At 63.5% G+C, this 13,601-nt stretch carries 17 protein-coding genes; 2 read left to right on the top strand and 15 right to left on the bottom strand.

Features of this window, described 5'->3' with window-relative positions:
- Nucleotides 1-12: 12 nt before the first annotated feature.
- The 13 genes from D9M09_RS13155 to D9M09_RS13095 form a co-directional block, all read right to left on the bottom strand.
- Nucleotides 13-507 (bottom strand): hypothetical protein, encoded by a 495-nt coding sequence (locus tag D9M09_RS13155; RefSeq protein ID WP_121669509.1) that lies wholly within the window; start codon nt 505-507, stop codon nt 13-15.
- Between the two features lie 617 nt (nt 508-1,124).
- Nucleotides 1,125-1,586, bottom strand: coding sequence for a DUF6998 domain-containing protein (locus tag D9M09_RS28990; protein ID WP_162995667.1), 462 nt, complete (start codon nt 1,584-1,586; stop codon nt 1,125-1,127).
- Between the two features lie 55 nt (nt 1,587-1,641).
- The gene (locus D9M09_RS13145) at nt 1,642-2,040 is read right to left on the bottom strand and encodes a hypothetical protein (protein WP_121669507.1); all 399 of its coding nucleotides are present in this window, start codon (nt 2,038-2,040) and stop codon (nt 1,642-1,644) included.
- 78 nt (nt 2,041-2,118) lie between these two features.
- Nucleotides 2,119-2,604 carry a GNAT family N-acetyltransferase gene (locus D9M09_RS13140; protein WP_121669506.1) on the bottom strand — a complete coding sequence of 162 codons (486 nt, stop codon included), beginning with the start codon at nt 2,602-2,604 and terminating at the stop codon, nt 2,119-2,121.
- Between the two features lie 2 nt (nt 2,605-2,606).
- On the bottom strand, nt 2,607-3,248 hold the full coding sequence (locus D9M09_RS13135) for a hypothetical protein (protein WP_121669505.1): 642 nt from the start codon (nt 3,246-3,248) through the stop codon (nt 2,607-2,609).
- Between the two features lie 57 nt (nt 3,249-3,305).
- Nucleotides 3,306-3,671, bottom strand: a complete 366-nt coding sequence (locus tag D9M09_RS13130) for a hypothetical protein (RefSeq protein WP_121669504.1) — start codon at nt 3,669-3,671, stop codon at nt 3,306-3,308.
- A 25-nt stretch (nt 3,672-3,696) separates the two neighbouring features.
- Complete coding sequence (gene phnE / locus D9M09_RS13125) at nt 3,697-4,494, bottom strand: phosphonate ABC transporter, permease protein PhnE (protein ID WP_070288457.1); 798 nt, start codon at nt 4,492-4,494, stop codon at nt 3,697-3,699.
- Complete coding sequence (locus tag D9M09_RS13120) at nt 4,491-5,303, bottom strand: PhnE/PtxC family ABC transporter permease (RefSeq protein WP_121671074.1); 813 nt, start codon at nt 5,301-5,303, stop codon at nt 4,491-4,493. The genes phnE and D9M09_RS13120 overlap by 4 nt, the downstream gene beginning before the upstream one ends.
- A gap of 17 nt (nt 5,304-5,320) precedes the next feature.
- A complete protein-coding gene (locus D9M09_RS13115) occupies nt 5,321-6,133 on the bottom strand; it encodes a phosphonate ABC transporter ATP-binding protein (RefSeq protein WP_121669503.1) in 813 nt (270 codons plus the stop codon).
- Nucleotides 6,134-6,302: 169 nt separating this feature from the next.
- The gene (locus D9M09_RS13110; RefSeq protein WP_070218836.1) at nt 6,303-7,172 is read right to left on the bottom strand and encodes a putative selenate ABC transporter substrate-binding protein; all 870 of its coding nucleotides are present in this window, start codon (nt 7,170-7,172) and stop codon (nt 6,303-6,305) included.
- Nucleotides 7,173-7,197: 25 nt separating this feature from the next.
- A complete protein-coding gene (gene selD, locus D9M09_RS13105) occupies nt 7,198-8,262 on the bottom strand; it encodes a selenide, water dikinase SelD (RefSeq protein WP_121669502.1) in 1,065 nt (354 codons plus the stop codon).
- 98 nt (nt 8,263-8,360) lie between these two features.
- On the bottom strand, nt 8,361-9,440 hold the full coding sequence (gene mnmH, locus D9M09_RS13100; RefSeq protein WP_121669501.1) for a tRNA 2-selenouridine(34) synthase MnmH: 1,080 nt from the start codon (nt 9,438-9,440) through the stop codon (nt 8,361-8,363).
- A gap of 79 nt (nt 9,441-9,519) precedes the next feature.
- Entirely contained in the window at nt 9,520-10,662 is a 1,143-nt protein-coding gene (locus D9M09_RS13095) for an FAD-dependent oxidoreductase (protein WP_205602362.1), read from the bottom strand.
- An 89-nt stretch (nt 10,663-10,751) separates the two neighbouring features.
- On the opposite strand from D9M09_RS13095, the gene D9M09_RS13090 reads away from it, so the two are divergent.
- Nucleotides 10,752-11,435 carry a TetR/AcrR family transcriptional regulator gene (locus D9M09_RS13090; RefSeq protein ID WP_121669499.1) on the top strand — a complete coding sequence of 228 codons (684 nt, stop codon included), beginning with the start codon at nt 10,752-10,754 and terminating at the stop codon, nt 11,433-11,435.
- Here the strand turns inward: D9M09_RS13090 and D9M09_RS13085 are convergent.
- Entirely contained in the window at nt 11,432-12,121 is a 690-nt protein-coding gene (locus tag D9M09_RS13085) for an LrgB family protein (protein ID WP_070310414.1), read from the bottom strand. The two genes, D9M09_RS13090 and D9M09_RS13085, sit on opposite strands and share 4 nt — an antisense overlap.
- Nucleotides 12,118-12,576, bottom strand: a complete 459-nt coding sequence (locus D9M09_RS13080) for a CidA/LrgA family protein (RefSeq protein ID WP_121669498.1) — start codon at nt 12,574-12,576, stop codon at nt 12,118-12,120. The genes D9M09_RS13085 and D9M09_RS13080 overlap by 4 nt, the downstream gene beginning before the upstream one ends.
- 103 nt (nt 12,577-12,679) lie before the next feature.
- Here D9M09_RS13080 and D9M09_RS13075 point away from each other — a divergent pair, with 103 nt between their 5' ends.
- Nucleotides 12,680-13,588: a LysR family transcriptional regulator gene (locus D9M09_RS13075; protein ID WP_121669497.1), complete on the top strand. Its 909-nt coding sequence runs from the start codon at nt 12,680-12,682 to the stop codon at nt 13,586-13,588.
- Nucleotides 13,589-13,601 lie beyond the last annotated feature (13 nt).

Below are 13,601 nucleotides of genomic sequence, written 5' to 3'. Positions count from 1 at the left end.
ACATTCCGGTAGTCACTGCGCAGTTTGGTCGTTGTCGAATGCCAGTTCGATCGTACTTTCATCGCTCCAGTCCTGCTCCCGCAACGGCGGCGTGAACCACGAGCCGCTGAATGGCACGGGCGCGCTTTTCCCATTGAAACTGATCGTCGCGGCCGTGATGCGCCGCGTTTCCGTAAAGCTGTAGGTGCCTTTCTGCGACACGAAATTGCAGGGCCCGCCCATTGCGCTCATCATGGTGCGCATGGCGAAAGGCAAGGTCTCCTTGTCGATGGCCCAGTGGACTTCGCACGCCAGCCGCAGGTCGCCCAAGCGGCGCAGCGTGTCGCTGGTCGCCGCGCTCCTGACGTAGGGTATCCACCGGACCGATCCCGCCTTGCGGTTCACTGTCAGCTCGGCCTTGTCGTACAGCGGACCCTGTCCGACGGGCAAGCTGAAGATATTGCGCTCGCCCAACGGTATCGCCAGGCCCGCCTCGTCGCTTTCCAGCCGCAGCGCGATGCCATGCATGTCGACGTCGGCACGGCTCCAGGATGAATTTCAACTCCGTGCCGGGCGCCAGCGCATGCTTTTCCTCGAAGCGCTTGACGCCCTTGAGCATGGCACTGTAGGGCTTCCAGTCCGGGTCGCGGACGCCTTTCACGTTGACGGATGCTGCCGCATCCTGCGCGGATGGGGATGGCTCTGTGGCGTGCTGCGCTGTTTGCGCGGTGTCAGCATGGGTCTGCAGCGCAGCGCCGCATAAACACAGCAGAAGACCGGCTTTTTTGACTGCACCCATATTCATTCTCTTCCTTTGAATCTCAATTAATTGCTTGTCAAGCCAAAACCACCTTGGCATCCGTATTCCCGGCGCATAAGAAATACAGGGGTTATTGCGCGCATTGAGGGAAAAGCAAGTGTAGAAAAAAACCGCAGGTGAATGCAGATATTTAAGACAGGGTGTCAATCCGGATAAATGGAATGCTTGAAATCGCTGTTTTTCAGCATGCGGTGCTTCAAGGTGCACATTGCTCTTGTCGGAATTGCGTGAGCAAACGCCATTCGGACGCTGCAGGAATCACAGATTCCCCCTGTGTTGTTACGTGGCCGGGTAGGCTCAGATATTCATGATGCTGTCCATTTGTTTAGCTGCCGCGTTTTTGAACTCTGGACCCGGGTGCCACGGCACTTGAAAGTTCTTTTAAAACTGCATTGGGAAAGGAAAGCAATGTACTGCCTATGCCGCGCCGATGCGCGTATCTGTCATGAATGAAGCTCCCCGGACCATTATAGATTTCCTCGTAACGCCCATCGGGGAAGAGCTTAAAGCCGAGAAAGTAATCGGGTGTACCCTTGAAGGTCAAGCTATCCTTGAAAGTTGCCTTTATTTGCACGCGTTTCTGCCCATCGCTGGTAACGCCGTCGTAGGCGGGTTGCGATACTGCGTCCAGAATGATGTCGTATTCAAGCTCCGCAATGATTTCCCCGATATCGCCAACCAGCCGGCCATCAACGGTAAATTTCCGGTTTGGAAATGTTGAATGGAGATGGGCGATACCTTGAAAGATCAGTGCAAGCCCATCAGAAAGTGCTTTGTGTTTCGGCATAGTACGTCGATTCCTCATGATAATAACAAGCCCAGCCAGGACCGCTCCTGGACGATTACTGCAGGTGCGCGTAGCAGACGAAGCGGCCGTTCAAAGTCAATCCGCTGCAGTGTTTGAACAAACACCGTTCCTCTGAAAAGCCGCCGTGGGCAAGCACTTCCAGAAAAGCCTTCTGCGCCGCCACACCGGCCGAGTGCGCGGTCAGCTTGCCTGTCATGTCTTTCATGGCAAATACGGGCCAGCTTGTCTGCTCAGGCGCGCATTCCACATACCACTTTTGCAAGCATATTTTGCACGCATAGTTTGAAATTTCATGGTCGAGCGCCGGGGAAAGATCTTCGGCATCGAACTGCTGGAAATAGGCGGCAAAGGCTTGCGCACCCTGGTAATCAAAGTGCCTTCGCCCATTATCGAGATCGGCAATTGCCGGAGGCAGTTCCTTGCAGTTACACATAAAATTGCCACTCTCTGCTTACCATTGCCTGAAGCGCCAGGATGGCCGCATAACGGTTGTTGCGGGTACGGAGCGAGTTCACGCCGCCGCTCGCCACGCCATTTTCTGCACGCGGATATGCGGATGGCTTTCCAGCGCTTCCCATTCGGGCAAAAAGACAAACCCCTGCTTCTGGTAGAACGCCGCCGCACGCGCATTCTCGGGCGCGACGTCGAGCACCAGCCGGGAATGGCCATTGTCCACCGCGCATTGTTTTACGGCCTCGACCAAGCCTTGCGCCACGGCCAGGCCCCGATATGCGGACTGTACCCACATCGCGATCAAATGGCATTCGCCATTGCCGGCCACCACTTGCGCGGCCAGGCCGATGGCTTGTTCTCCGTCAAAGGCAAGGAAAAACGTGCGCTGCGGCGTGCTGACGGCGCGCTGCTGCCAGTCGGCATCGGAAAAAGCGGCCGCGCTGGCGTGGCTGGCGCCAAAGGCCGTGGGGGCGTCGAGCAGCGCGGCCAGGCGCGTGGCTTTCAGCGCCGGCCAGTCGCTGGCGGTGGTGGGCCGTATCAGCATGCTCAGTTGAAGACGATCGCCGTCTTGTGTTCGATGCTGAGCCTGCATGCCTCATACGCGGCCAGCCAGGCGATCAGTTCGCGCTCGAGACCGTCTTCTGCGTCGATGCGTGCATTGATGCGTGCCGCTTCTTCATCGCTCAACTCGTCGCCGAGCAGGAAAATGCCCAGCGCGGGCGCGACCGTGACCAGTTCGGCGCGCAGGCTGTACGAGGAACCGAGCATGCCGCCCAGCAGCGGATGTTCATCATCGGCAAAAATGACGTCGTCGAAGACGAGGGGGAAATAAAAGCCCTCGCAATCGGAATGGCAGAGCAGGTGGCTGTCCAGGTCATCCTGCGCTGCTTCCAGCACCGGATCTTCGCTTGGATCCTCGCCTTCGGCCAGCGGCGTGGCCTGCCATTGCCCATGCTGGACCGCATGCGCATACGCGCGGCGCAAATAATGCAGGTAGCTGTATGGAAAGGAATCAAGCGATGCGCGCGACTGCAGTTGCGGCAAGACCAGCGGTTCGCCATGCTGCGGCAAGCCCGCTTTTTGCAGCAGGGCGTTCGCTTGCGCCAGGGAATCGGCCAACCATTGCGCGCCTTCCGGGTCTTCTTCGTGCAGGTCGGCCAGAGCGCCGACTGTTATTGCCAATCCCATGCATGGACTCCTTTATTGTTCAGCTGTCAGTGTAAATCATTTGCCTCTGATCATCATTTACGATTGGTCCCACACTTCGATGGTCAGCAACTGTCCAGGTCTGCAGGCGGCGATGCGCTCCGGATACACGGTAATGCTGCCGGGCCAGCCCGTGGGCTTGTCTTGCGGAAATTCCCCATCCTGCGCTTCGGCGATGCCCGCCAGCAGCAGGGGCGCGATGACGTCCGTCGAGGCCGTGTAGCGGTTGGGGAAGCCGTTGAAGGCCAGCTGGGTCGCCTTGCCTTGCTCACACAATTGCGCGATCCAGTCGGCGCCGAACAGGCCCGCTTCCCACGTGGCGAGAAACGCTTCCTTGTTGACCTTCGTCATATCGGCCATTTGTTCCGGCGTTTCTGTCGAGATAATCGTCCACCAGCCTGACATGGGCATTCCTTGTGAAAAGTGAAAATTAGCGGGTCATGGCGCGGCGCAGCAGGTAGCTGAGGCCATCGACGGCGGCCACCATCAGCAGCATGGCGACGATGACGGTGGCGGCGTTCTGCATCTGGAACAGCGACAGATGGTATTTCAGCATCTGCCCCAGGCCGCCCGCGCCGACGACGCCGAGGATGGCGGCGGCGCGGATATTGTTTTCCCAGCGGTACAAAGTGTAGGACATCATCTGCGGCCCGCACTGCGGCAAGGTCGCGTACAAAAAGGCCACCGCAGGCCGGGCGCCGTTGATGCGCAGGGTTGCGGCCGGCAAGGGCGGGCAGTTTTCGAACGCGTCGGCAAACAAGCGGCCCAGCACGCCCACCGTGTGCAGGGCCAGCGCCAGTGTGCCCGCGAACGGGCCCAGGCCGGCGGCGATCAGCAGGATCGAGGCCCACACCAGCTCCGGGATCGAGCGCAGCACATTCAACACGCCACGCGTCGCGTTGCGCGCCAGGCTGCCGAAACGGCCGCTGGCGGGCAGGGCCAGCAGCGCGCCCAGGATGGCGGCGATCACCGTGCCGATGGCCGACATGGCAAGTGTTTCAAAGGTGGCAATGCCCACTTTCATCAGGAAGGGGCTGGCCAGCTCGGGCGGGGCGAAGCCGTGCAGGAAATCGGCCGTCGTGCGCACGGCATCGGCACTGAAGAATTCTCCCCATTTCAGGGGCAGGGTGGCGAAGCTGGCGATGACCAGCAGCAGCAGACCGGCCAGCAAGGCCCAGGTCGACCAGCGCACGGGGGCAGGGGCGGGCAACATCGGTTCAGTCTTCATGCCAGCCTCCGGCGCAGCATGGCGGAGACGGCGTCGGCGCCCGCCACCAGCAGCACGAACACCATCAGCATGGTGGCCAGCTCATTGCCCGCCATCATCTTCATCGATTCATCCATGCGCTGGCCCAGGCCGCCCGCGCCGACAAATCCCATGACGACGGAGCCGCGGATCGCGCATTCCCAGCGGTAGATCGTGTACGATACCAGTTCCGCGGCCGATTCGGGCAGGGCGCCGTACAGCAAGGCTTTTAATCTGCCGCTGCCGTTGTGCAATAGCGCGTTGCAGGCGGCGGCGTCCGATGATTCGAGGATTTCCGCATACACCTTGCCCAGCATGCCGCAATACGTGAGCGCGATGGCGATCACGCCCGCCGTCGGCCCCAGTCCCACGATGCGCACCAATAGCAATGCCCAGACCAGTTCCGGCACGCTGCGCAGCAGCACCAGCAGCGCACGGACCGCGTGGCGCAGCGCGGCGGCCAGCGGCGCCACCCGGCCGGAACCGATGCGGGAAATCGACAAGCGCTCCGTCACCAGCAAGGTCAGGGGAATGGCGCCCAGCATGGCCAGTGCCATGCCGGCCGTGGCCATGGCGATGGTTTCCCAGCTGGAAATGGCCACCAGTTGCAAAAATTCCAGCGAGTGGGCGGGCGGCACGAAACTGGCGATGAATTGCCAGGTGGCGGCCAGGCTTTGCGCATCCCAGAGTATCCACGGCTTGAATTCGGCCTGCACCAGCATCGGCCACAGCACGAGCAGCACGATGGCAGCCCCGGTCAGGCGGCCGCGCCAGGCGGGGTCGCGCGGCATGGCGGCGTCGGCGCTCTTCAGCAAAGGGGCCTCGCGGCGTCCAGGTTCGCCTCCACCGCCTCGAACTGGGGCGCGGCGTCGGCCTTGTTGCGGTACAGCTCGGCGATCATGGCGTCGCTGACCTCGCTAGCAGGCAAGTCGAAGACGATCTTGCCGTCGCGCAAGGCGATGATGCGCGTAAAACAGGCGCGCGCGATCTCCACCTGGTGCAGGCTGCAGATCAGGGTGGCGTTGCGCGCCGTCGCTTCCGCCTGCAGCACATGGATCGTCTGCAAGGCCAGTGTGGGGTCGAGCGCGGACAAGGGTTCGTCGACGAGGAACACTTGTGCATCCGACACGAGCGCGCGCGCCATGCCGCAGCGCTGGCGTTCGCCGCCGGACAGGCGGTCGACCCTGGCGTACAGCTTATCCTGAAGGTTGAATTTGCCCAGTGCTTCCCACGCGGCGCGCGGATCGACGGGCGCGACCAGCGAACGGATGGCCGTCCACAAACTCCATTGCGGCAAGCGTCCCGCCAGCACGGCGTTGACGACGCGCTGGCGCGGCGGCAGCGGCGGCGTTTGCGGCGCCAGGAATAATCGAGCGCGCAAGGCGTGGCGTTCGCCGCTGCCGACTTGCCAGGGCGACGTGCCCAGGATGTGCAATGTGCCCGATGCCGGGCGCAGCGCGCAGGCCAAGGTGTGCAGCAGGCTGGTCTTGCCGGCGCCGGAAGGGCCGATCAGGGCGATCTGTTCGCCCTGGGCCACGTCCAGGTCCAGCTCGCGCAGGGCCAGCGCATTGCCGGCGGCACCCGCGTGGTGGACGCTGACCTTGTGAAGTTGGAATGTCATGCGATGTTCGGTATGGGGGCGTTGGTGTGTCGGATTACGCCATGCGACGGCAGCGTAGGTCGGATTAGGCCGGAGGCCGTAATCCGACAACATTGTTGGCATTATTGCTTGTGTCGGATTACGCGGCTTTGCCGCTAATCCGACCTACGATAAAACGCGACGACGTAGTTTACTTCAACAGCTTCGCATCGCGCGCGGCCGCTTCGATATCCTTGTAGTTCTCGGCCTTGGTCGGGATGAATTTGGTCGCGCGCTGCAGCTCGAGGATTTCCTTGCCTTCGGCCGTCGATGGGTCCAGCGCCAGGAAGGCGTCCGTCAGCTTCTTGCGCACGACGGGGTTCATGTCGGCGCGCACGCTCCAGTTGTAATCGTAGTAGCCCGGTGTCGTGTAGAACACGCGCACCTTGCTTGGATCGACCTTTTTCGCTTCGACCAGCTTTTCCCATACGGAAATGTTCAAGGTGCCCGCGTCGACCTTGCCGCCGGCCACGGCGGCCACGGTGGCGTCATGCGCGCCCGAGAATGCGATGCGCTTCATGTCCGTGTCCGGGTTGATCTTGGCGGCCAGCAAGTAGTAACGGGGCATCAAATGGCCCGAGGTCGACGATTCCGAGCCGAACGTGAAGTTCTTGCCTTTCAGGTCCGACAATTGATTGATGTCCTTGCTGGTGGTCACGAACACGGAGCGGAACTTCGTGTCTTCCTCGCGCTGCACCAGCGGCACGATCTTGCCGCCGCTGCGCACGTTGGCTTGTACAAACGTGAAACCGCCGAACCAGACCATGTCGAGCTTGTGATTGATCAAGCCTTCCACGGACGCCGCGTAATCGGTGACGGGCGTAAATTCCACCTTCATGCCCAGCTTTTTCTCCAGATAGCTGCCCAGCGGCTTGAACTTGCGCTGCAACTCCGTCGGCGCTTCGTCGGGGATGGCGGACACGCGCAGCACTTGCTGCGCCTGCGCCAGGCCGCTGTGGATGGCCAGGGTGGCGGCGACGGTGGCCAGGATGGCGGGGAACTTGTTGGAGAATGTGGTCATGGGACTGCCTTTGAAAGATTGTTCATTAATATACGGAAACCCCGGTATTGCCATCCTGCATCTCGCCGATGACGACGGAGTCGCCAAAGCCTTCGGCGCGGAAAATCGCCAGCACCTGTTCGACGGCTTCCGGCGCGCAGGCCACCAGCAGGGGGCCGGCCGTTTGCGGGTCCGTCAGGATCGCCTTGTCGATGGCAGTTAGACTGTCATCCAGCGCCACTTGCGCACCGTAACCCTGCCAGTTGCGGCCCGAGGCGCCCGTGATGTTGCCATTCTGCGCCAGTTGCTGCACTTGCGGCAGCAGCGGCACGTCAGCCATGGCGATGCGCGCCTGCAACTTGGCGCCGCGTGCCAGCTCCAGCGTGTGGCCCAGCAAGCCGAAGCCCGTCACGTCCGTCAGCGCATGCACGCCATCGAGCAGGGCCAGTTTCTTGCCTGGGGTATTCAATTTGGTGGTGTTGTCGATCAAGGACGCGTAGCCGTCCGCGTCGAGCGCATTTTTCTTCAGCGCGGCCGACAGGATGCCCACGCCGATCGGTTTGCCCAATACCAGTTTGTCGCCGGCGCGCGCGCCCGCATTGCGCTTCACTTGCGACGGGTGCACGAGACCCAGCACGACGAGGCCATAGATCGGTTCGACGGAATCGATGGTGTGGCCGCCCGCGATGGGGATGCCGGCCTGGGCGCAGATGGTTTCGCCGCCTTTCAAGATGAGGCCGATGGTTTCCACGGGCAGCTTGTTGATCGGCATGCCGACCAGGGCCAGCGCCATGATGGGCGTGCCGCCCATGGCGTACACGTCGGAAATGGCGTTGGTGGCGGCGATGCGGCCGAAGTCGAACGGGTCGTCGACGATGGGCATGAAGAAATCCGTCGTGGCGATCAGCGCCTGCTCGTCGTTGAGCTGGTAGACGGCCGCGTCATCGGAGGTTTCTATGCCGACCAGCAATTCTTTCGGCAGGGGAAAGCCGCCGCTGCCCTTTAAGATGTCGGCCAGCACGCCGGGCGCGATCTTGCAGCCGCAGCCGCCGCCATGGGCAAATTCGGTCAATCGGATGGGGGTATTGGATGTTGCTGCGCTATCTGACATGGAAATTCCTGCTGATGTTGTGTACAACGATGATCATTTTTACCCCAAACGCAAGGTCTGGGGTCGGACTCTCAGGGGCCGACCCCGGCACTGCGTCTTTAGGGGGAATTAGTGCCGACAATACCACACAACGCGCGCGCGGCTTGCTCAAAGGCATGTTCTGAAATATCGGGCAAGACCAGCGGCGTCGCCTGGGCGTAGCGGCTGAAGTTGCGGGCGATCGATTGCCGGTAGACGGGGTCGTAGTGCTGGACCAGCAGTTCCTCCACCAGCTCGGCCATCTGGCCCGCCGTCGCCAGCTGCTGCCAATGGGCGATTTTCTCCTTGCCATGCAGCTGCGTCAACAGGGCCAGCTGCACATTCAGGCGGGCCGGGTCGCCGACGAAATGTTCATAGTCCTGCATCAGCAATTGCACGCGCTGGTCCGTGGCCAGCCGCACGTCGGTGCAGGCGGCCGCGCGCATCTTGTCCATCAGCGCGTCGGGCACGCGCACGCGGCCTACTTTCTTGCTTTCCGATTCGATGAAGACGGGCAATGCCGGGTCGAACTGGCGCAACTGCTGCCACAGCGCGCTTTCGAACGCCTTTTGCGAGGGCTGCTCTTCCTCGGGCAAGCCGCCCAGCACGGAGCCGCGGTGCGCTGCCAATTGTTCCAGGTCGATCACTTGCGCGCCTTGCGTGTCCAGCACTTGCAGCAAGCGGCTCTTGCCGCTGCCCGTCGGGCCGCACAGCACGTTGATGAAATCGAAGCGCTCGGGCAGGGTGGCCAGTTCGGCATTCACGTGGCGCCGGTAATCCTTGTAGCCGCCGTCGAGTTGCGTGACGGGCCAGCCGATGCGCGCCAGGATGTGCGCCATGGCGCCGCTGCGGTTGCCGCCGCGCCAGCAGTAGACGAGCGGCTTCCATTCGTGCGGGTGACCGAGGAAACCGTCTTCGATATGCCGCGCGATATTCTTCGCCACCAGCGCCGCGCCCAGCTTCTTCGCTTCGAAGGCGCTGGTCTGTTTATATAGCGTGCCGACGCGCACGCGCTGCTCGTCGTCGAGCACGGGCAGGTTGATGGCGCCCGGTAAGTGGTCTTCCGCGAACTCGGACGGGCTGCGCACGTCGATGATGGCGTCGAATTCATGCAGGCGTGGCAGGATGTCGCTGAAGGGAAGGACTGCGGGGTATTTCATCGTGGCGCGGCTGCTTGGAATGGGGAAAGACGTATTATCCCCGATAAAGGCCGCCGGCGTGGGGCTTTGGCGCCGCCTTTCACACTGTGCGTGCCGGGCCGGCGTCCCGCATGCCTGTGAAGAACCGCACCAGGCTATGCGGCGCGTCGTCGTCAAAGCACAGGCGCAGGATGCGTTCCGACTCCACCGCGGCCGCGCTGCTGCGCGCAAACAGCGCCGTTTCATATGCCAGCAAGGCCGCTTCCACGTCGCTTGGGTGCGCGGCAAGCGCCTGCGCCAGCTCGGCGCCGTCCAGCATGGCCAGGTTGGCGCCTTCGCCGGCCGGCGCCATCAAATGGGCCGCGTCGCCCAGTAAGGTCACGCCTGCCACGCGTTGCCAGCGGTGGCCGGCGGGCAGCAGGTGCACGGGACGGGGCACGGGCGGCGTGTCCGCGTCCGTGATCAGGGCCGTGAGCGCCGGCGCCCAGCCGGCAAACTGGGCGGCGATGGCTGCCCGCGCGGCGGCGGGATCGGCAAAATCGATGCCTGCCAGCCACTCTTCGGGTTTACTCAGGGCCACATACGCATGCAGCACGCCATCGGCTTCGCGGTGAGCCTGGATGCCCTTGCCCGGCGCCAGCGCGAACAGGGCGCCGGCGCCCACGGCTTGCGCAGTGGCCCCGTGGCGGCGGTCGCTGTCGAACAGATACGTTTCAATGAAGGCAATGCCGCTGTAGGCGGGCTGCGCGCTGGAGAGCAGCGGCCGCACCCGGGACCAGGCGCCGTCCGCGCCCACCAGCAGATCGCTGGCCGCCGTGGCGCCATGCGCAAAGCTCAGCATGTACCTGCCGTCGTCCAGCGTCGCGACGTTTGTCAGCTTGTGGCCCCAGCGCACGCAGCCTTCAGGCAAGGCATCGAGCAAGATGCGGCGCAGCTCGCCGCGCGGCACTTCGGGACGCCCGCCCGTGCCATCGTCGCCCTCGTCGTGCAGGACCGTGCCATGCTGGTCGAGCACGCGGCTCGCTTCGCCGCCCACATGGATGAGGGCACGGAAGGCGTCGTGCAGGCCGGCCGCCCGCAGCGCTTGTTGGCCGCTTTCCTCGTGGATATCGAGCATGCCGCCCTGGCGGCGCGCCTGGGGCGACGCATCCGCTTCATACACGGTGGCGGCGATGCCGTGGACGTGCAGCACGCGGGCGAGCATCAGCCCGCCCAGGCCCGCGCCGATGATGGCGATTTGCATGGTGATCCTTCAGGTGGTGTTCAAAATAGTAGTGGAACGGCGTTCCAGAAGAATTTTGCGGCAAGCCATCATCTGTGTCAAGATAAGCGATGCCCGATACCGTAGCGACCCCACCACGACGCGCCGACTCGCTGACGCGCGACTCCATCATCGACGCCGCCATTGCCCTGCTCGACACGGCAGGCGAGGGCGGCCTGACCTTCCGCGCCCTGGCCGCGCGCCTGGCGACGGGAGCGGGCGCCATCTACTGGCACGTGGCCGACAAGGATGATTTGTTCACGGCCGCCAGCGACGCCATCGTCGCCCGCGCCATGCAGGCCGCCCCGCCTGGTGATACGCCGCAGGCGGGCATCCGCGAAGTGGCGCTGGCCATGTTCGAGGCGATGGATGCGCATCCGTGGCTGGGTTCGGCCCTGTCCCGCGCGCCGGGCCAGCTGCCCACCGTGCGCATCCTGGAACGCCTGGGCCGGCAGGTCGATGCGCTGGGCGTGCCGCAGGACCGGCAGTGGATGGCGGCATGCGCCTTGCTCAATTATCTGCTGGGCGTGAGCGGGCAGAATGCGGCCAATGCCGTCATCGCCCGGGAACAGGGCCTGGAACGCGCGCATTTCCTCGACACCCTGGCGGGCGCCTGGTCACGCCTCGATGTGCAGGCCTTTCCGTTTGCCCGCAAGGTGGCGGGTCAGTTGCGCGCGCACGACGACCGCGAGGATTTTTTGGCGGGCATCGACCTGATCGTGCATGGCATGCAGGCGCTGCAAGCGGGCCGCTAGCCCAGCACATGTCCCAGCAGCGGCGCCAGCAGCACCGTTACGATGCCGGAAAAGATCATCGTCAGGCTGGCCACGGCGCCTTCTTCCGTGCCCACGCGGCGCGCCACGGACAAGCCGAAGCCGTGCGCGGCCGCGCCATAGGGGGCACCACGGGCGATGCGCATACGCAAGGGCAGCAGTTTCAGCAGCGGCTTGCCCAGCATCAAGCCGAACAAGCCCGTCATCACCACGAAGATGCCCGTCAGCTGGGCCGAACCGCCCATGTGGCGCGACGCTTCCAGCGCGAACGGCGTCGAGACGGAGCGTGCCAGCAGGCTGCGCGCCATGTCGCCGTGCACGCCAAATACCCGGTCCAGCAGCAAGGTGGCGGCGACCGATGCCACGATGCCGGCGCAGCTGCCCAGCGACAAGGCCAGCCAGTGCTTGCGGATCAGCTTGCGCTCCTGGAAGATGGGCAGCGCAAACGCGATGGTGGCCGGGCCCAGCAGCCACGGCAGCCAGCGCGTCTCGCCGAAATACGTGGCGAACGGCGTCGACGTGGCCTGCACGATGACGATCAAGATGGCCGAGGTGCAGATGGCGGGCGTCAGCAAGAAATGCGGGTGGCGGCGGTGCACGGCCTGGTTGGCGTAGAACAGCACCAGGGTCAGCAGCAGGAACAGCAGCGACAGCAGCAGGGTGCTCATGCTTGCGCCCTCGCGGCGCGCTGGCGCAGCAGCTTATTCAGACGCAACTTGCGTTCATAGCGGCACACCCCTTCCACCGTCAGCGCCGTCGCCAGCATCACGCAGGCAAAGCCCAGGCCGATATTTACGAACAGCATCAGACCTTGCGACTTCAACAGTTGCGTAAATTGCACCACGGATACGACCAGCGGTATGAAGAACAGCAGCATATTGGCCAGCAGCCAGTTCGCGCCCAGTTCGATGGCGGCGGGGCGCACCCAGCCCGCCAGCAGCAGCGCCACCAGCACGAACAGGCCCACGACTCCGCCGGAGAACGGCAAGTGCAGGGCGGACGCGGCTGCGTCGGCCAGCCACCAGGCGGCGATCAGGATGCCCACTTGCCACGCGGTCTGCGCGGGCTGGCGCCAGACAGGGATGGAGAGTGGGGCGGCGGTGGAACAAGGGACGGCTTTCACGGCAGGCTTTCAAACGGATGGGGGAGGTTTTCATTGTAGTGAGCCCACATCAAAAGATAAAATGACTTAAACTCATGATTATCATTCGATATTGGAATGCATCATGGATATCCGCTCCCTGCGCTACTTCGTCGAAGTGGTCGAGCAAGCCAGTTTTACGCGCGCGGCCGCCAGGCTGCACGTGACGCAGCCCACCGTCAGCAAGATGGTGCAACAGCTGGAGCAATCGCTGGACCTGGCCCTGCTGGACCGCGCGGGCAAGCGTTTTACGCTGACGGACGCGGGCAAGGTGGTGCTGTCGCGCGCGCATGAACTGCTGGCCCTGCATGCGGAACTGAAGGTGGAATTGCGTGACCTGCAACATCTGGAACGGGGCGAATTGCGCGTCGGCGTGTCGCCGCAGACGCACTCCACCCTGGCGCCATGGCTGGCCGAATACCACCAGCGCTATCCGGGCATCGAACTGAAAATGTATGAAAGCGGCACGCAGGCGATCGAGCGCGACTTGCGCACCGGCACGGTGGAACTGGGCACCATGCTCGACTATCCGGGCAACGCGGCCACCTGGCAGGATTTCGAAGCCTTGCCCCTCGTGCGCTCGCCGCTGTGCCTGCTGGCGGCGCCTGGCTCGCCGTGGCAGGGGCGCGCTGCCGTGGCCCTGGCCGAGCTGGCCGACAGCCCCTTCATCTTCTATGGCGCCGCGTTTGCCCTCAACGACATCGTGCAGGATGCCTGCCAGCGGGCCGGTTTCGCGCCGCGCATCACGGGCCGCAGCGGCCAGTGGGATTTCATTGCCTCGCTGGTACGCCTGGGCGTGGGCATCTGCCTGCTGCCGAAGATGTATTGCGACACGCTTGATGCCGCGCAATTTGACGTCATCCCCCTGGACGGCCCGCCCGTGGAGTGGAATTTGATGCTGGCCTGGCGCCGGGGCGGGCGGCTGTCGTTCGCGGCGCGCGCCTGGCTGGAGCTCGTCAGGGCGCGCATGGCGGACTCGGCACGTTTACAATAGGCGCTCGCCAACT

Source organism: Janthinobacterium agaricidamnosum, assembly GCF_003667705.1.
Lineage (GTDB): Bacteria > Pseudomonadota > Gammaproteobacteria > Burkholderiales > Burkholderiaceae_D > Janthinobacterium.
This window is presented reverse-complemented; position numbering and strand designations above follow the sequence as displayed.